The sequence below is a fragment of the Olsenella intestinalis genome (genome assembly GCF_023276655.1).
Classification (GTDB): domain Bacteria; phylum Actinomycetota; class Coriobacteriia; order Coriobacteriales; family Atopobiaceae; genus Olsenella_J; species Olsenella_J intestinalis.
The window spans coordinates 191,921-208,830 of sequence record NZ_JALGRK010000002.1; the positions used below are offsets into that span (position 1 = coordinate 191,921).

General features: G+C 69.4%; 17 protein-coding genes. 16 read left to right on the forward strand and 1 reads right to left on the reverse strand.

Annotation, left to right across the window (positions count from 1 at the left end):
* Nucleotides 1-76: 76 nt before the first annotated feature.
* The 13 genes from pyrR to holA all read left to right on the forward strand — a co-directional run bounded on the left by pyrR (nucleotide 77) and on the right by holA (nucleotide 12,251).
* On the forward strand, nucleotides 77-649 hold the full coding sequence (pyrR, locus tag M5D76_RS05745; RefSeq protein ID WP_283102113.1) for a bifunctional pyr operon transcriptional regulator/uracil phosphoribosyltransferase PyrR: 573 nt from the start codon (nucleotides 77-79) through the stop codon (nucleotides 647-649).
* On the forward strand, nucleotides 650-1,588 hold the full coding sequence (locus M5D76_RS05750; RefSeq protein ID WP_248922436.1) for an aspartate carbamoyltransferase catalytic subunit: 939 nt from the start codon (nucleotides 650-652) through the stop codon (nucleotides 1,586-1,588).
* The gene (locus tag M5D76_RS05755) at nucleotides 1,572-2,867 is read left to right on the forward strand and encodes a dihydroorotase (RefSeq protein ID WP_248922437.1); all 1,296 of its coding nucleotides are present in this window, start codon (nucleotides 1,572-1,574) and stop codon (nucleotides 2,865-2,867) included. Before M5D76_RS05750 ends, M5D76_RS05755 begins: the two co-directional genes overlap by 17 nt.
* A gap of 61 nt (nucleotides 2,868-2,928) precedes the next feature.
* Nucleotides 2,929-3,720 (forward strand): dihydroorotate dehydrogenase electron transfer subunit, encoded by a 792-nt coding sequence (locus M5D76_RS05760; protein ID WP_248922438.1) that lies wholly within the window; start codon nucleotides 2,929-2,931, stop codon nucleotides 3,718-3,720.
* A 14-nt stretch (nucleotides 3,721-3,734) separates the two neighbouring features.
* Nucleotides 3,735-4,643: a dihydroorotate dehydrogenase gene (locus tag M5D76_RS05765; RefSeq protein ID WP_283102145.1), complete on the forward strand. Its 909-nt coding sequence runs from the start codon at nucleotides 3,735-3,737 to the stop codon at nucleotides 4,641-4,643.
* Entirely contained in the window at nucleotides 4,637-5,362 is a 726-nt protein-coding gene (gene pyrF / locus M5D76_RS05770) for an orotidine-5'-phosphate decarboxylase (RefSeq protein WP_248922440.1), read from the forward strand. Before M5D76_RS05765 ends, pyrF begins: the two co-directional genes overlap by 7 nt.
* 203 nt (nucleotides 5,363-5,565) lie before the next feature.
* Nucleotides 5,566-5,874: an integration host factor, actinobacterial type gene (gene mihF / locus M5D76_RS05775; RefSeq protein ID WP_248922441.1), complete on the forward strand. Its 309-nt coding sequence runs from the start codon at nucleotides 5,566-5,568 to the stop codon at nucleotides 5,872-5,874.
* Nucleotides 5,875-6,468 carry a guanylate kinase gene (gmk, locus tag M5D76_RS05780; protein ID WP_248922442.1) on the forward strand — a complete coding sequence of 198 codons (594 nt, stop codon included), beginning with the start codon at nucleotides 5,875-5,877 and terminating at the stop codon, nucleotides 6,466-6,468.
* Nucleotides 6,455-6,748: a DNA-directed RNA polymerase subunit omega gene (locus tag M5D76_RS05785; protein ID WP_248922443.1), complete on the forward strand. Its 294-nt coding sequence runs from the start codon at nucleotides 6,455-6,457 to the stop codon at nucleotides 6,746-6,748. The genes gmk and M5D76_RS05785 overlap by 14 nt, the downstream gene beginning before the upstream one ends.
* Nucleotides 6,749-6,752: 4 nt before the next feature.
* The gene (gene thiI / locus M5D76_RS05790) at nucleotides 6,753-8,000 is read left to right on the forward strand and encodes a tRNA uracil 4-sulfurtransferase ThiI (RefSeq protein WP_248922444.1); all 1,248 of its coding nucleotides are present in this window, start codon (nucleotides 6,753-6,755) and stop codon (nucleotides 7,998-8,000) included.
* Between the two features lie 131 nt (nucleotides 8,001-8,131).
* Nucleotides 8,132-8,899 (forward strand): helix-hairpin-helix domain-containing protein, encoded by a 768-nt coding sequence (locus M5D76_RS05795; RefSeq protein ID WP_248922445.1) that lies wholly within the window; start codon nucleotides 8,132-8,134, stop codon nucleotides 8,897-8,899.
* Nucleotides 8,892-11,264 (forward strand): ComEC/Rec2 family competence protein, encoded by a 2,373-nt coding sequence (locus M5D76_RS05800; RefSeq protein WP_248922446.1) that lies wholly within the window; start codon nucleotides 8,892-8,894, stop codon nucleotides 11,262-11,264. The genes M5D76_RS05795 and M5D76_RS05800 overlap by 8 nt, the downstream gene beginning before the upstream one ends.
* Nucleotides 11,265-11,288: 24 nt before the next feature.
* A complete protein-coding gene (gene holA, locus M5D76_RS05805) occupies nucleotides 11,289-12,251 on the forward strand; it encodes a DNA polymerase III subunit delta (RefSeq protein WP_248922447.1) in 963 nt (320 codons plus the stop codon).
* Nucleotides 12,252-12,355: 104 nt separating this feature from the next.
* On the opposite strand, the gene rpsT is transcribed toward holA, so the two are convergent.
* Nucleotides 12,356-12,619 carry a 30S ribosomal protein S20 gene (rpsT, locus tag M5D76_RS05810; RefSeq protein WP_248922448.1) on the reverse strand — a complete coding sequence of 88 codons (264 nt, stop codon included), beginning with the start codon at nucleotides 12,617-12,619 and terminating at the stop codon, nucleotides 12,356-12,358.
* A gap of 138 nt (nucleotides 12,620-12,757) precedes the next feature.
* Here rpsT and lepA point away from each other — a divergent pair, with 138 nt between their 5' ends.
* From lepA to M5D76_RS05825, 3 genes are read left to right on the forward strand one after another with little or no spacing between them, the layout of a single operon-like run.
* Nucleotides 12,758-14,572 carry a translation elongation factor 4 gene (gene lepA, locus M5D76_RS05815; RefSeq protein ID WP_248922449.1) on the forward strand — a complete coding sequence of 605 codons (1,815 nt, stop codon included), beginning with the start codon at nucleotides 12,758-12,760 and terminating at the stop codon, nucleotides 14,570-14,572.
* Nucleotides 14,573-14,607: 35 nt separating this feature from the next.
* Nucleotides 14,608-15,672, forward strand: a complete 1,065-nt coding sequence (locus tag M5D76_RS05820; RefSeq protein WP_428847247.1) for a tRNA dihydrouridine synthase — start codon at nucleotides 14,608-14,610, stop codon at nucleotides 15,670-15,672.
* The gene (locus tag M5D76_RS05825) at nucleotides 15,673-16,887 is read left to right on the forward strand and encodes a coproporphyrinogen-III oxidase family protein (RefSeq protein WP_248922451.1); all 1,215 of its coding nucleotides are present in this window, start codon (nucleotides 15,673-15,675) and stop codon (nucleotides 16,885-16,887) included.
* Nucleotides 16,888-16,910 lie beyond the last annotated feature (23 nt).

The following is a 16,910-nucleotide window of genomic DNA, read 5'->3' on the forward strand; positions in this document are numbered from 1 at the left end:
CCCTGGTTCACCCATAGCCTTCTGCAGACGTCTTGCCCCAGCTGGCACGGCGTCTTTTTTTTGTGGAAGGAGTGGCATGGCAGAGATGGCACCTAAGGCGGTCGTCATGGACGACCAGGCACTTTCGAGGGCGGTGACGCGCATCGCCCACGAGATCATCGAGCACAACGAGGGGGCCGCCAACATCGCGCTGGTCGGCATCATCCGCAGGGGAGAGACCCTCGCGATCCGCCTCGCTGACGCGATCGAGAAGATCGAGGGCGTGCGCCCCAAGCTCGGCTCGCTCGACATCAGCTTCTACCGCGACGACTACATGCGCAACGTCGCCCCGGTCCTGCGCGGGACCGACATCAACTTCCCCATCGACGACATCAACATCGTGCTCGTCGACGACGTCCTCTACACCGGCCGCACGGTCCGCTCGGCGCTCAACGCCCTCATGGACTACGGCCGCCCCAAGACGGTCCAGCTGGCGGTCATGGTCGACCGCGGCCACCGCGAGCTGCCCATCCGCGCCGACTACGTCGGCAAGAACGTGCCCTCCTCCCACGACGAGGACGTGCGCGTGTGCGTCGATCCCCTCGACGGCCGCGAGGCGGTCGAGATCTGGGACGTCCGGTCCGAAAGCGAAGCAGGAGGGAAGCGCTAGATGCTCTCAGTCAAACACCTCATCGACACCTACAGCCTCACGGCCGATGACATCACCCAGATCCTCGACACGGCCGCGGCCTTCGAGTCCGTCAACAACGCCCGCGTCATCAAGAAGGTGCCCGCCCTGCGCGGCCGCACCATCGTGAACCTCTTCCTCGAGCCCTCCACCCGCACCAAGAGCTCCTTCGAGCTGGCCGAGAAGAGACTCTCCGCGGACAGCATCTCCATGGGTGGCTCCACCTCCTCGGTCGTCAAGGGCGAGAGCCTCGCCGACACGATCCAGACGATCGACGCCATGAACGTCGACATGTTCGTCTGCCGCGCCCGCCTCGCCGGCACCCCGCAGAAGATCACCGAGAACACCGACGCCATCGTCATCAACGCCGGCGACGGCAAGCACCAGCACCCCACGCAGGCCATGCTCGACCTCTACACGATCCGCAAGCACTTCGGCCACCTCGACGGCCTCAAGGTCGCCATCGTCGGCGACCTCGCGCACTCCCGCGTCTGCGGCTCGCTCGCGCCCGCCCTCAAGACCATGGGCGCCGAGGTCACGCTCGTCGGGCCCCCGACCTTCCAGGTCGACGACCCCGACTGGTTCGGCTGCCCCCAGACCTCCAGCCTCGACGAGGTCATCGACTCGGTCGACGTCGTCTACATGCTCCGCGTCCAGCTCGAGCGCATGGAGGGCGCCGCTATCCCGTCGCGCCGCGAGTACAACCGCCTCTACGGCCTCGACATGAGGCGCGTCGACCGCATGAAGGACAACGCGATCATCTGCCACCCGGGCCCCATGAACCGCGGCATGGAGATCAACGCCGACGTCGCCGACTGCGCGCGCTCTCGAATTCTTGACCAGGTCAATGCTGGCGTCCTGACGCGCATGGCCGAGATGTACCTGCTTCTGGGAGGAGATCAAAATGGCATTTCTGCTTAAGGGCGTCCACGCGGTCGACCCGCAGCTCAACCTCGACAAGGTCGTCGACGTCCTCATCGACGGCAAGACCATCGCGAAGGTGGCCGACGACATCGAGAAGAGCGACGGCGACGAGGTGATCGACGGCTCGGGCAAGTACCTCGTCCCCGGCCTCGTCGACATGCACGTCCACTTCCGCGACCCCGGCTTCGAGTACAAGGAGACCATCGAGAGCGGCGCGCGTGCGGCCACCCACGGCGGCTTCTCCGACGTCGCGACCATGCCCAACACCGATCCGGTGACCGACACCGGCACCGGCGTTCGCTACCAGGTCGACCGCGCCCACGCGGCCAACCTCTGCCACGTCCGTCCCATCGGCGCGCTCACCCGCGGCCAGAAGGGCGAGGCGCTCGCCGAGATCGGCGACATGGTGATGGAGGGCGCCGCCGCCTTCTCCGACGACGGCCACGGCGTGCAGAGCGCCGGCATGATGCGCACCTGCATGGACTACGTCTCCCAGTTCGACCGCGTCGCGATCGCGCACTGCGAGGACGAGTCGCTCACCACCCACGGCGTCATCAACGAGGGCAAGGCCTCCACGCGCCTCGGCATGTTCGGCTGGCCGGCGCTCGGCGAGGAGCTCGAGATCTACCGTGACATCGAGCTCGTCCGCCTGACCGGATGCCCGCTGCACATCGCCCACATCTCCACGAGGAAGGGCCTCGAGCTCGTCAAGGCCGCCAAGGCCGACGGCCTGCCCGTGACCTGCGAGGTCACCCCGCACCACATCTTCCTCAACGAGGACGACATCACCGACGCCTACAACACCAACCTCAAGATGAACCCGCCGCTGAGGACCCCCGACGACATGGCGGCCCTGCGCAAGGGCATCCTCGACGGCTCCATCGACTGCCTCGTGACCGACCACGCCCCGCACGCCCAGCACGAGAAGGACTGCGAGTGGGAGATCGCCTTCTTCGGCACGATCGGCCTTGAGACGTCGCTGCCCCTCATGCTCACCAAGCTCGTGTCCACGGGCGAGATGAGCTGGTCGCGCCTGGTCGAGGTCATGGCCGTCAACCCGCGCCGCGTGCTGAGGCTCAAGCCGGTCACGATCGAGGCGGGCTCCAAGGCCGACCTCACGCTCATCGACCCGGGCAAGACCATCGAGGTCACGCCCGACTACATCGAGAGCAAGTCCAAGAACTCCGCCTTCATCGGCGAGACGCTCACCGGCGTCGCCACCGACGTCTTCGTCGACGGCCGCCGCACCCTGGCCGACGGCGTCGTCCAGGCCTAGTCACATCGTCGGGGGGGGGCGCGCCGGTGGGGGCGCCCCGCCCCCTACAAGGAGGTGACACGTGACCCACGTGTCCTCGGTGAGCCTTCACCGATTCGAGGTCGTGAGCAACGAGGAGGTCGCCGACGGCGTCTTCCGCCTCGTGCTCTCGTCGCCCGACCTCGCCCGCGCCCTGAGGCCGGGCCAGTTCATGAACTTCGAGGTGCCCGGCGACGCCTCGCACATCCTGAGGATCCCGCTGTCGTTCGCCTCGGCCGACGCCGAGAAGGGCACCGTCGAGGTCCTCTACGCCACGGTGGGCGAGGGGACGAGGCGCCTCTCGCTCATGCGTCCCCATGACGCGTCCACTGTCGTCGGTCCCTGCGGCAACGGCTGGTCCGTGGACGGGGGAGGGCGCGCCCTCCTCGTCGCCGGCGGCATCGGCGCGCCGCCCGTCGTCGCCGCGGCCCGTGCCCTCGTGGGCGCCGGTCGCACGGTCGACGTCGTGCTCGGCTCCCGCAGCGCCTCGACGCTCTGGGGTCGCGAGGCCGCCCTCGAGGCCGGTGCCGACGAGGTCCTCGTCACGACCGACGACGGCAGCGCCGGCATCCACGGGCTCGTCACCGTCGCGGTCGACGAGCTCATGGGCCGCCATGATTACGACCTCGTCTGCACCTGCGGCCCCAACGTCATGATGGCCGCCGTCGCGCGCGTCTGCGAGGACGCGGGCATCGCGTGCCAGGCGTCGCTCGAGCGGATGATGACCTGCGGCTTCGGCGCCTGCAACACCTGCAACGTCCAGATGCGCGCGGGTGGCTACAAGGCCTGCTGCACGGACGGCCCCGTCTTCGACGCGAGGGAGGTGCTCTGGTGAGCGATTCCGTCTCCATGGCCGTCGACCTCGGCGGCATCCGCATGAAGAACCCGATCAACACCGCATCGGGCACCTTCGGCAACGGCTGGCAGTTCGAGGGCTTCTTCGACGTCTCGACGCTCGGCGCGATCACGACCAAGGGCTGCTCCGCCGAGCCCTGGGACGGCAACCCCGCCCCGCGCATGGTGGAGCGCACCTCGGCGATCATGAACTCGGTGGGGCTGCAGAACCCCGGCGTCGCCGGCCTCGTCGAGTCGTGCGGCGACTACCTCAAGGGCCTCGAGGGGCGCGGATGCCGCGTCATCTGTCAGGTCGCGGGCCACTCGCTCGAGGAGTACGCGCGCGCCGTCGAGCTCCTGGAGGAGCTTGCGCCCTTCGCGTCCGGCCTCGAGCTCAACATCTCGTGCCCGAACGTGAGCCAGGGCGGCGCCGCCATGGGCGCGACGCCTGCGGCCGCGGCCGAGGTGATGCGTACGGTGCGTCCCCTCACGAGCCGTCCCGTCGTCGTCAAGATGGCGCCCCACGACGTGGCCGAGATCGGCCGCGCCCTCGAGAGCGAGGGCGCCGACGCCCTCTCGCTCATCAACACGATCCCCGCGATGGCTATCGACGTGCGCACGCGCAAGAGCCGCCTCTCGAGGCCCACGGCGGGCCTCTCCGGCCCCGCCATCCACCCGATTGCGGTCCGCATGGTGTGGGAGTGCGCGCGTGCCGTCTCGATCCCCATCTGCGGCATCGGCGGCATCGAGAGCGGCGAGGACGCCGCCGAGATGATCCTCGCCGGCGCCACGGCGGTCTCGGTAGGCACGGCGAGCCTGCACGACCCCACGGCCGCCCCGCGCATCCTCGCAGAGCTCGAGGAGTGGGCTGCCTCGCAGGGAGTTTCCGACATCAACGAGCTGATTGGAGCCGTCCAATGCTGACAGAGCAAGAGGCGCGCGACGCCGTCATCGTCGCGCTCGACTGCGGGGCCGACGAGGCCCTCGCGCTGGCCGACCGCCTCGCGGGCAAGGCCCGCTGGGTCAAGGTGGGAATGACGCTCTTCTACGCCGAGGGTCCGCGCATCGTCGAGGCCATGCGCGAGCGCGGGCTCAGGGTCTTCCTCGACCTCAAGCTCCACGACATCCCCTTCCAGGTGAGGGGCGCCGCGCGCAGTGCCTCGCTGACGGGCGCCGACATCCTCTCTATCCACGGGCTGGGCACCGCGGCCATGGTCGAGCAGGCCAGGGCCGGCGTCGAGGAGGCGGCCCTCGAGCGCGGCGGGGACCGCACCCGCCTCGTGGCCATCTCCGTGCTCACGAGCATGGACGAGGATGCGCTGCGCGAGATCGGCGTGGGCGTGCCTCTGGCCGAGGAGGTCTCGCGCCTCGCCAAGGGGTCGGTCGATGCCGGCTCCGACGGCGTCGTGTGCTCTCCGCAGGAGGCGTCGCGCCTGAGGGAGCTTCTCGGCGGGGAGGCCCTCATCGTGTGCCCAGGGGTTCGTCCGGCGGGTTCGGCGGTCGGCGACCAGAAAAGAATCGCGACTCCCAAGGCGGCCATCTCGGCGGGTGCCTCGAAGCTCGTCATCGGCCGCCCGATCACCCAGTCCGAGGACCCCGTGGCTGCGTTTGAGCAGGTAATCGCCGAGCTCGTCGCAGAGTAGGAGCGTGCTCGGAGCGCGGACCCCAGGCTCTTCTCGGCCGCGCTATCGGAGCGTATTGTGTGTTTATAAGCCCCCGCACGTGCAATTTTGCAAACTTACACTTGCTAAATGGCGTGCTAATTGGCAAACTATGTGCTTGCACTTGGATATTCACGCATTCGTGCAGCGTGGACATAGCGAACATTTCGATGTTTGGAGGAAACATGGCACTACCCCAGCTTACCGACGAGCAGCGCAAGGCAGCCCTCGAGAAGGCCGCTGCGGCCCGTCACGCCCGCGCTGAGCTTCGCGAGAAGATCAAGAAGGGCGAGGTCTCCCTGGAGGAGGTCCTCAACTCCGACGACCCCATCGCCAACCGCATGAAGGTCACCGCCCTCATCGAGTCCCTCCCCGGCTACGGCAAGGCCAAGGCCGCCAAGATCATGGACGAGCTCGGCATCTCCTCCACCCGTCGCGTCAAGGGCCTCGGCGCCCGCCAGCGCGAGCAGCTCATCGAGGCCCTCTCCAAGTAAGTGGCTAGGATCCCTCGACTCTTTGTCATTTCCGGACCGTCAGGTGCGGGGAAGGGAACGCTCCTCTCACGCGTGCGCGAGAGTCGTCCCGACCTCGGCCTGACGGTCTCGGCTACGACGCGCAGCCCGCGCCCCGGTGACGTGGACGGCGTGACGTACCACTTTCTCGACGATTCCGACTTCGTGGCGCGCGTCGAGCGCGGCGAGTTCCTGGAGTGGGCCGACGTTCACGGCCACAAGTACGGGACGCTCAGGAGCGAGGTCGACAGGCGAATCGCCGATGGCAAATCGGTCATCCTCGAGATCGACGTGCAGGGGGCGTTCAACGTCCGCAAGGTCTACCCCGACGCCGTTCTCATCTTCATCGAGCCGCCGTCCATGGAGGTCCTCGAGGCGCGCCTGCGCGGGCGCGGAACCGAGGACGAGGCTTCGATCGAGCTGAGGCTCGCGAACGCCCGCCAGGAGGTCGCACTGGCCGAGAAGTACGACGCCCGTGTTGTCAACGACGATTTGTCCCAGGCCACCGATGAGCTGGCCGCCCTGATTGATTCCTACGAGACGACAGGAGGTAACTCCAACCATGGCAGTTACTAAGCCCCAGATCGACGATCTTCTCGCCAAGACCGAGCACAACCCGTTCCTGCTCTGCGCCGTCGCGTCCAAGCGCGCCTGCGACATCAACAACATGGTCCGCGGACAGCACCTGCGCGTGACCGCGATCCAGGACTTCGACGACATCACCCCGGTCGTCTCCGGCGAGGACTCCGTCTCCATCGCCATGGAGGAGGTCGAGAGCGGCGTGCTCGGGTTCGTCGAGGACAAGTTCGACGAGGAGATCAAGGGCTCCAACGCCCGCGTCGAGCACAACCTGTAAGTCGATGGCTGACAGGGTCTGCCTGGTCCACTACCACGAGATCGGGCTCAAGGGCAAGAATCGATCCACCTTCGAGAACCAGCTCGTCACCAACCTGCGTCGCGCTCTCAGGGACTTTGCGGTCTCCGAGGTGCGACGCGTCTCTGGTCACCTGCTGGTCCGCTCAGAGGACGGCCAGGCCACCGAGGAGCTGGCGCACGCCATCGCCTGCGTGCCCGGCGTCGCTCGCGTGTCGCTGGCGTACTGCTGCGCGCTCGACCAGGAGGAGTATTGCGCTGCCGCCGTGCGCGCGCTCGGCGAGGCCGGCGACTTCGAGAGCTTCAAGGTACATGCGCGCAGGTCGCAGACGAACTACGAGCTGCACACGCTCGACCTGAACCGCCTGGTGGGAAGCGTCCTCTGCGAAGCGTTCCCCGACAAGCGCGTGGAGATGCACCATCCCGATGCGACGGTCGTCGTGCACGTGGTGCAGAACGTCGTCTACGTGTACTGCGCCTCCGGCCCCGGTGTGGGCGGGCTCCCCGTGGGCACCGCGGGCAAGGTCGTCACGCTCCTCTCGAGCGGCTTTGACTCGCCCGTCGCCACCTGGATGGTCGGCCGTCGCGGCGCCACCTGCGTGCCCGTGCACTTCTCGGGCCGTCCCATGGTGTCGGACACGAGCGAGTACCTCTGCCAGGACATCGTCGAGGCGCTCGCGCCCGCCGGCATGGTCGGCAGGATGTACGTGGTCCCGTTCGGCGAGCGCCAGAGGGAGATCTCGCTGGCGGCGCCCGAGGGCATGCGCGTCATCATGTACCGACGCGTCATGTTCGCCGTCGCCGAGCGCATCGCGCGGCTCGAGGGCGCCAAGGCGCTGGTCACGGGCGAGTCGCTCGGCCAGGTCGCGAGCCAGACGCTCGACAACATCACCGCGGTCAACGAGATGGTCTCGATGCCGGTCCTGAGGCCGCTCATCGGCTCGGACAAGCAGGAGATCATCCGCCGCGCGCAGCAGATCGGGACCTACGACGTGAGCCTGCAGGACGCGCCGGACTGCTGCACGCTGTTCATGCCGCGCCGCCCCGAGACGCACGCGAGGCTCGACCGCGTTCACGAGGCATGGGACAGCTTCGACCACGACGCCATGATCGAGGACCTGGTCGCGAACGTGGAGTACGTCGACTTCGACCAGTGCCCGTCGTACAAGCCGCCGCGCGGCATGCGAGCCAGGCACAAGGAGCTCGCTCCCGCGGAGCCCGACCACTACGCCTAGCTGCGGCAATGCGCTCCTGAGGGCGTGTGCAGCCACGTGCGAGCCACGGGCCAGCTGCGAACAAGGGATTTTCAGCTTCTGAGAGAGGCATGCGACCACCCCTGACACCATGGTGTCAGGGGTGGTTTTCCATGGCACAGCTACATCGCAGGAGGAGCTCGTCTCTTTTGGGGCGTCTGGGGATATCGGCGCCGCGGGCGCCCTTGGTCGCGGCCGCGGTGATCGTCGTGGCCCTGGTCGCGCTCGGGCTGGCAGTGTCGCTCTTCTCGGCCGGCGGGGTGACCGTGAGCAGGGCGGACTCGGGGTCCGAGGCGCGGGGGAGCGACGGGGCGGGGGAAGGCGGGGGATCCTCGTCGTCGCCCTCGGGCGGGGGCGCGCGGGACGCGGGCGGCGCCCAAGCGCTCGTGGTGCACGTAGACGGCGCCGTCGCGCGGCCCGGGGTCGTCGAGGTCAGCGGGTCGTCGCCGCGGCTGCGCGACGCCATCGAGGCGGCCGGCGGGCTTGCCGAGGGTGCCGACACCGGCTCGCTCAACCTGGCCGAGAAGGTGAGTGACGGGCAGAAGGTGCACGTGCCGACCGTGGAGGAGGCGCAGGCGGCGGCTGCGGCGCCTGCGGCCGGGTCGGCCGGCGCGTCTGGCGCGGGCGGCGGGCAAGGCGCGGGCGCGGCGGCGGGCTCGGGGTCTGGCGGAGGCCCGTCCTCGGCGTCGGGGCTCGTGAACATCAACTCGGCCACGGCGTCCGAGCTGCAGACGCTCTCGGGCGTCGGCGAGTCGACGGCCAACGCCATCGTGCGCGACCGCGAGCAGAACGGGCCGTTCTCGAGCGTCGACGACCTCATGCGCGTGTCGGGCATAGGGGAGAAGAAGCTCGCCAAGATCCGCGGGTCGATCTGTGTCTAGGGAGCCGAGGCGGCCCGACCGCCCCGAGGTGCCGCCGACCCTGCATGCGCTCGTCGCTACGCTCGTGGCCGAGCGGGTGTGCCTGTCGTCGTCGCTTGCGCTCGAGCCCCTGGTCGCGGTGGGCATCGCGGTCGCGGCGTGCGTCGGCGCCTGGCTCGCCCTCAGGTCGCGCCTCGCCCAGGTCGCGCGGTCCGTGGTCCTCGTCGCGCTCTGCGCGGCGCTTGCGGTCGCGAGCTGCGGCGTGCGCGGCCGGCTCTCCGCCGACGCCGTCGCGCGGCTTGGGTCGAGCGCGGTGTCGACCTGGTCGTTCGAGGTCGTCGCCGACGCCTCGAAGACCGAGACGGGCTGGCGCTCGCGGGCGCGGGCCCGCGATGGCGAGGGCCATGCGTGCGACGTGTGGCTGCAGGCCAAGGACGCCATCGCCCGCGGGAGCGTCGTCTCGGGGGTCGGGAGGTTCTCCGCCAACGGGGACGACGGGTGGGGGGAGGCCAACCGGCGCGCGGGCGTCGCGGGAAGCGTGAGGATGGTGCGCGTCACGTCGACCCGGCCGCCGGGCGAGCCGCTTCGCAGCCTCGAGGCGCTGAGGGACGCGGTGGTGCGGCGGCTCTCGCCTGCCGAGAGCGACGGCGGGGCGGTGCTTGCGGGAAGCGTCTGCGGCGAGCGCGAGCACATGCGCGACCGCGGGCTGACCGACGTGTTCGCGACCTGCGGCGTGGCTCACCTCGTGGCGGTGTCGGGGAGCCATCTCTCGATCCTCACCTCGCTCCTCTCGGTCGCTCTCGCACGCACGCGGCTCGGCCCCAGGGCCCGCCTGCTCGTGCTGCTTGCCGCGGGCGGCCTCTTCGTGCTGTTCTGCGGGGCGCCGCTGTCGGCGGTGCGCGCCTGGGCGATGTCGACGGTCGCCTTCGGCTCGCTGCTCGCGGGCCGGCGCACCCACGCGCTCTCGTCGGCCTGCGTGGTGGCGCTGTGCATGGCGCTTCTCGACCCGGGCGTATCGGGCTCTGTCGCCTTCGAGCTCTCGGTCTCCTCGGTGGTCGGGCTCTGCCTCTTCTCGTCGTACGGCGCCTACGTGCTCGAGGCGCTTCTCGTGCCACGCCGCGTCCCACGCGGGCTTGCCCGCGTGGCGGCGCGCGTGCGGCCCCGCTCGCAGGCGCTTCGCCAGGCGCTTGCGGCGACCATGGTCTGCCAGGCGGCGACCCTGCCCGTGACCTGCTCCGCGTTCGGGCAGCTGTCGCTTGTGGCGCCCGTCGCCAACGCGCTTGTGGCGCCCGCGTTCGCGCTCATGATGGGTGTCGGCATGGTCGGCGCGGCGCTGTTCTGGACGCCGGTCGCGGGGCCGATCCTCTGGGTCGCCGAGCGCGTCGGCGACGGGTGCGTGCTCGCGCTCTCGCAGATCGCGCGGCTGCCCCTGGCGTCGGTGCGTCTCAAGGTGGACGAGGGGCCCGCGCTCGTGGCTCTTCTCGGCGTGTCTGCGCTTCTCCTCGTCACGTGGCCACGCGTGAGAAGGCGTCCCATGGCGTTGGGGCTCGGCGTGTGTGCGCTCGTGCTCGTTGGCTGGCTCGTGCGGTGGCGCCTGTTCGCCCCGGCGCGCGTGTGCGTGCTCGACGTCGGGCAGGGCGATGCCATCCTCGTCCAGGACGGGGCGAGCGCGGTGCTCGTGGACGCCGGGCCCGACGGTGCGGTGGCCGACGCGCTGGCGCGGCAGAACGTCTTCCACCTCGACGCGGTGATCGTGACACACCTGCACGACGACCACTACGGGGGCCTCGACGACCTTGCGGGCAGGGTCGGGTGCGAGCGCGTCATGGTCGCGCGCGGCGTGGGCGGAAACCTCGGCGGCGAGCCGGGGGAGTGCGTGAGGGCCCTAGTCGGGGACGAGGTCGAGGAGGTCGGGCTCGGCGACGTCGTGCGCGTGGGTGGCTTCACGCTGCGCTGCGTGTGGCCGGAGGGGGAGGTCGCCGGCGACGAGAACGCGCACTCGCTCGAGTTCGTCCTCGAGTACGACGGGGGTGGGCGGAGCCTTTCGGGCCTTCTCACCGGAGACGCGGAGCGCGACGAGACGGGGCGCGCGATCGAGGCCGGGCGCGTCGGCGACGTGGACTTCCTCAAGGTGGGTCACCACGGCTCGCGCGTCTCGCTCACGCCGGGGGAGGCACGTGCGCTCGACGCCGAGGTCTCCGTCGCAAGCGCGGGGGAGAACAACCGCTTCGGGCACCCGACGCCCGAGTGCGTGGAGATGCTCGAGTCGAGCGGGTCGACCTTCCTGTGCACCAAGGACGTCGGGACCGTCACGATCGAGCCCGCGGCGGAGGGTCCGCGCGTCTCGTGCGAGCGCGGGGGCGCCCTCGCCCCCGATGTGTCATAGTTAGGGGGAAAGGGGTGTTAGTTGGTGACTACAAAGCAGGAGCTGCTCCCCGCCTACCTCGTGGTCGGCGCGGACGAGCTGAAGAGCAAGAAGGCCGTGAAGAGGATGAAGGCGAGGCTCGACGAGTCCTTCGCGGCGTTCAACCTCGACGAGATGGAGCCCACGTCCGACATGGAGCCCGGCTCCATCGTCACGTCGCTCAACACGCTTCCGGTGGGCGCGGGCTTTCGCCTGGTCATCATCCACAACGCGGACAAGCTGCCCAAGCCCGTCTCCGAGGCGATCATCGACTACCTCAAGAACCCCAACCCGGACTGCGTCCTTCTCCTGCAGGCGACCACGCTCAGGAAGACGGCCCGCCTCTACAAGGCCGTCAAGGCGGTCGGCGCGCGCTCCATCGTCGAGTGCGTGCCCAAGAAGCGCTGGGAGATGGCGCCGAGCGTCGTCAAGATGGCGTCCGCGCGCGGCCTCAGGATGAGCGAGGCGGCCGCCGAGGAGCTCGTGAGCCGCGTGGGCGAGTCCACGACGATGATCGACGCGCAGCTCGAGCGCCTGCAGGACCTCTGCCGCGACAAGGGGTGCGTCGACGTCGCGGACATCGAGGAGAACATCGCGCGCACGGCCGAGGTCAAGCCCTGGGACTTCCTCGACGCCGTGAGCGCCCGCAACGCCGAGCGCGCCCTCTCGCTCTACCATCTCATGCAGAAGCCGTCGCAGATCTTCCTCACGTCGATCATCGGAGGGAGGATGCGCGAGCTGATCTGCGCGCGCTCGCTCGAGCAGCGCGGCGAGGGCGGCCTCGTCGGCCAGGCCCTCGGTAAGCAGGGCTGGCAGGTCAAGAACCACCTCAGGTGGGCGCGCGCCTTCGGCGACGGCGAGCTCGAGGCGGCTCTCGCCTCGTGCGCCCGCTGCGAGCGCGAGCTCAAGAGCGGGTCGGACGCCGAGACGGCCTTCGTCAGGCTCGTCGTGAGCATCTGCCGGGGGTAGTCGGGGCGAGGCCTAGGCTCTTCTCGCCCGCGCCTTCACAACGTGCACAAAAAAATGGGGCCGCCCCGAGGGACGGCCCCATGCTCATGCTTGTAGCGATCGAGCTACTTGAGGGTGTTGACCAGCTTCTGGACGCCGGACTTGCGCTTGGCGGCCTGGTTCTTGTGGATGACACCCTTGGAAGCGGCCTTGTCGAGCAGGCGGCCGGCCTTGTTGGCGGCAGCCTGGGCGGCATCGAGGTCCTTGGCCTCGACGGCCTGACGGACGCCCTTGACGGCGGTCTTGAGCTCGGAGCGGACCGCCTTGTTGCGGATGCGGGCCTTCTCGGCGGTGCGGATGCGCTTCTTCTGAGACTTGATGTTTGCCACGTGCGGTTCCTTTCGGTAACTATCCTTGAGGCCTCTTATAAGACGAGGTGAGGGACGTGGGGTATCCATCACCCGACACGGCGAGGTCAACTTCGCGAGTATAGCACGGCGCGGCGCATTTAGGCTATTATTCTCGCTATGCCTAACAACGATACTTCACATATCCGCAACTTCTCGATCGTTGCGCACATTGACCATGGAAAGTCGACCATCTCCGACAGGATCCTCGAGCTCACCCACACCGTGGAGGAGCGCGACCTAGAGAGCCAGATGCTCGACTCCATGGAGATCGAGCGCGAGCGCGGCATCACCATCAAGAGCAACGCCGTGCGCGTCGTGTACACCGCCGAGAACGGCGAGGACTACCAGTTCAACCTCATCGACACGCCGGGCCACGTCGACTTCACCTACGAGGTGTCGCGCTCGCTCGCCGCGTGCGAGGGCGCGATCCTGGTCGTCGACGCGACGCAGGGCGTGGAGGCCCAGACGGTCTCGAACGCCAGCCTCGCGATGAACGCCAACCTCGACATCGTCCCGGCGATCAACAAGATCGACCTGCCGTCGGCGCGCCCCGACGAGGTGAAGGCGGAGATCGAGGAGGAGCTCGCGATCCCGGCGGACGACGCGTCGCTCGTGTCGGGAAAGACCGGCGAGGGAATCCACGACCTTCTCGAGAGCATCGTCTACCTGGTCTCGCCGCCCGAGGGCGACGCGGAGGCCCCGCTCAAGGCGCTCATTCTGGACTCGTACTTCGACGAGTACCGCGGCGTCGTCGCGACGGTGCGCGTCTTCGACGGCGTCATGCGCCGCGGGCAGACGCTGCGCATGATGGCCGAGGGCGACACGTTCCTCTGCGAGGGCGTGGGCGTCAAGCGCCCGCTGGAGTTCCCCCTCGACGAGCTCGGCGTCGGCGAGGTCGGCTACGTCGTCACGGGCCTCAAGGACCCCGCGCTCGTCAAGACCGGCGACACCATCACCTACGCGGACCGACCGTGCGCGGAGCCGTGCCCCGGCTACCACGAGGCGAAGCCCATGGTCTTCACGGGCCTCTTCCCGATCGACAACAAGCAGTACGAGAACCTGCGCGACGCCCTCGAGAAGCTCCACGTGAACGACCCGTCGCTCACCTGGGACCCCGAGACGTCCGTGGCCCTCGGCTTCGGCTTCCGCGTAGGGTTCCTCGGCCTTCTCCACATGGAGGTCGTCAAGGAGCGCCTCGAGCGCGAGTTCAACCTCGATCTCATCGCGACGAGCCCCTCGGTCAGCTACCACGTCTTCAAGACGGACGGCGAGATGATCGAGATCACGAGCCCGCAGGATCTGCCCGACGTCACGCGCATCGACCACATCGAGGAGCCGTACCTCAAGGCCAAGGTCATCGTGCCGCCCGAGTACATGGGCGCCGTGATGCAGCTCGCGATCGACCACCGCGGCATCACGCAGGACATGGTCTACCTCTCCGAGAAGTCCGTCGAGATGCACTTCGACATGCCGCTGGCCGAGCTCATTCTCGACTTCTTCGACCAGCTCAAGAGCCGCACCAAGGGCTATGCCTCGCTCGACTACGAGCTTTCCGACTACCGCACCTCGGACCTCGTCAAGCTCGACATCCTGCTTGCCGGCGACGAGGTGGACGCGCTGTCGTTCATCGTCCACAAGGACAAGGCGTACACGCTCGCCCGCGGCCTGTGCGACAAGCTGAAGGAGATCATCCCGAGGCAGCAGTTCGAGGTGCCCATCCAGGGCGCCATCGGCAACAAGATCATCAGCCGTTCGACGGTCAAGGCCCACCGCAAGGACGTCCTCGCGAAGTGCTACGGAGGCGACATCTCGCGCAAGCGCAAGCTGCTCGAGAAGCAGAAGGAGGGCAAGAAGCGCATGAAGTCGATCGGCTCGGTCGAGGTTCCCCAGGAGGCGTTCCTGGCCGTGCTGAAGGTCGATGACGACCAGTGACGGAGAGGCTCTTCTCGGCAGATGGGCGCCAGGCGGTGGCGGACGAGTGCGCGGGTGTGCTCGAGCGCCTCGCGCCCGCGGCCGGACTCGACGCGACGCTTGCGCCCTTCGCGGGCGGGGGCACGCTGGCGGAGCGGCTCTGTGCGAACCCGTACCTCATGGCGCCGATGGCCGGCGTGAGCGACGCCGCGTACCGCATGATGGCGCGCGCGGGCGGCGCGGCGATCGGCTACACCGAGATGGTGTCCGTCGCCGGCATCCACTACGCCGGCGAGAAGACCTGGGACTTGGTGTACCCCAAGGGCGCCGAGCCCGACGTGGCCGTGCAGCTCTTCGGCAGCAAGCCCGAGCAGTTCAGGGAGGCGGCCGCCCTCGTGTGCGAGCGCGTGGGGGAGCGCCTGGCCCTCATCGACGTGAACATGGCCTGCCCCGTGCCCAAGGTGACGCGCAAGGGCGAGGGGTCGGCCCTTCTCGACGAGCCGGAGCTCTCGGCGCGGATCATCGAGGCGTGCGTCAGCGAGGCGAGCGTGCCCGTGACCTGCAAGATCCGTCGCTCGCGGCAGCCGGGCCCCGAGCAGGCGCCGGACTTCGCGCGCCGCATGGAGCAGGCGGGCGCGTCCGCCGTGGCCGTGCACGGGCGCACGGCGAGCCAGCTGTATCGCGGCGAGGCCGACTGGGGCGTGGTGAGCCGCGTCGTGGACGCCGTTTCGATCCCGGTGATCGGCTCGGGCGACGTGCTCGACGCCGAGGCCGCCTCGCGCATGCGCGCCGAGACGGGCGCCACCGCGGTCATGGTCGCGCGCGGGACCTACGGCAACCCCTGGGTGTTCGCCGGCGCGCGCGACGTGGACGCCGGCCGCGAGCCGCACACACCCACGCTCTCCGAGCGCCTGGGCGCCTTCGAGTGCCACGTCCGGCTGCTGGCCGCGACGGGTGCGCACCTCGCGCGCGGGCGCAGCCTCGCGGGCTGGTACCTCAAGGGCATGCCGCATGCCGCCGCCTGGCGCAACCGCGCGATGGCGTGCGTGACGCTCGAGGACTTCCTGGAGATGGTCGAGGCGCTGCGCGCCTACGTGGACGCCGCCGAGGGTGAGCTTTAGGTGAGCGTCTCGGCTCTCTACCTGCACGTTCCCTTCTGCGCACGCAAGTGCCTCTACTGCGACTTCGCCTCGTGGGCCACGAGGGCGGGCGACGAGCTCGTGGTCTCGTACGAGCGCGCGCTCGAGCGCCAGGTGGCCGATCTCGCCGAGGCGGGGCTTCTGGGCGACGTCGAGACCGCCTACGTGGGCGGGGGCACGCCGAGCCTTCTGGGCGAGCGTCTGGTCGACCTCGTCGAGTGCGTGGGGGACGCGGCCTCGCCCGCGGAGCTCACCTGCGAGGCGAACCCGGAGTCGCTTGGCGACGACCTGCTTTCGTCGCTCGACGCCTCGTGCTGCACGAGGCTCTCCCTGGGCATCCAGAGCACCTCCGACGACGAGCTGGCTCTTCTCGGCCGCGCCCACGACGGGCGGGGCGCCCTCGACAGGCTCTCGGCGGCGTGCCGGACCGGGCTCGACGTGTCGTGCGACCTCATGTGCGCGACGCCGGGGCAGACCGACGAGTCGTGGTCGCGCTCGCTTGCCGACGTGCTGGCCTGCGGCGTCTCGCACGTGAGCGTGTACCCGCTGCAGATCGAGGAGGGGACCGCGTTCGACAGGATCTACGACGAGGCACCCTTCAACGACGAGGACGTCGCCGCCGCGCGCATGGAGGCCGCCGCGGGCGTGCTCGTCGCGGCCGGCATGCACCGCTACGAGGTCGCGAGCTACGCGCGGCCGGGGCGCGAGTGCCGCCACAACCGCGCCTACTGGGAGGGCCGCGAGTACCTGGGGCTCGGCACGTCGGGCTCGGGGATGGTGCACCGCGAGGCCTACGGGCGCCTGCGCGCGCTCTGCCCGCAGCTGCCCGCGCTTCGTGCCGGCGACTGGCGCGTGAGGCTCACGGTGCGGACGTCGCGGCGCGACATCGCGGCGGGGTGCGGTCTCTCGGAGCTGGCCTTCGACCTCGAGGTGCTCGACGAGGCGCAGGCCGCGGCCGAGGACCTGATGCTTGCGGCCCGCCTTGCCGCGGGCATGGGGGAGGCTCTTCTCGCCCGCGGGCGACGCGTCCTGGGAGGCGCGCTCGACGAGGCGCTCGGCACCGCCATCGACCAGGGACTTCTGGAGGAGCAGGGCGAGCGCCTGGTCCCGACGGGGCGCGGGTGGCTTCTGGGCAACGAGCTCTACGGCCTGCTCTGGGGCCTTGCGCCCGGCAGCGTCCGCGAGCTGTCCGTCTGAGCTGCGGGGTCGCCTGGCTCGTC

What these genes read in the sequence shown, in the direction of transcription:
- M5D76_RS05750 (WP_248922436.1), top strand. Translation starts at nt 650, where the DNA reads ATGCTCTCAGTCAAACACCTCATCGACACCTACAGCCTCACGGCCGAT.
- mihF (WP_248922441.1), top strand. Translation starts at nt 5,566, where the DNA reads ATGGCACTACCCCAGCTTACCGACGAGCAGCGCAAGGCAGCCCTCGAG.
- M5D76_RS05765 (WP_283102145.1), top strand. Translation starts at nt 3,735, where the DNA reads ATGGCCGTCGACCTCGGCGGCATCCGCATGAAGAACCCGATCAACACC.
- pyrR (WP_283102113.1), top strand. Translation starts at nt 77, where the DNA reads ATGGCAGAGATGGCACCTAAGGCGGTCGTCATGGACGACCAGGCACTT.
- M5D76_RS05795 (WP_248922445.1), top strand. Translation starts at nt 8,132, where the DNA reads ATGGCACAGCTACATCGCAGGAGGAGCTCGTCTCTTTTGGGGCGTCTG.
- M5D76_RS05755 (WP_248922437.1), top strand. Translation starts at nt 1,572, where the DNA reads ATGGCATTTCTGCTTAAGGGCGTCCACGCGGTCGACCCGCAGCTCAAC.
- M5D76_RS05785 (WP_248922443.1), top strand. Translation starts at nt 6,455, where the DNA reads ATGGCAGTTACTAAGCCCCAGATCGACGATCTTCTCGCCAAGACCGAG.
- thiI (WP_248922444.1), top strand. Translation starts at nt 6,753, where the DNA reads ATGGCTGACAGGGTCTGCCTGGTCCACTACCACGAGATCGGGCTCAAG.
- pyrF (WP_248922440.1), top strand. Translation starts at nt 4,637, where the DNA reads ATGCTGACAGAGCAAGAGGCGCGCGACGCCGTCATCGTCGCGCTCGAC.
- lepA (WP_248922449.1), top strand. Translation starts at nt 12,758, where the DNA reads ATGCCTAACAACGATACTTCACATATCCGCAACTTCTCGATCGTTGCG.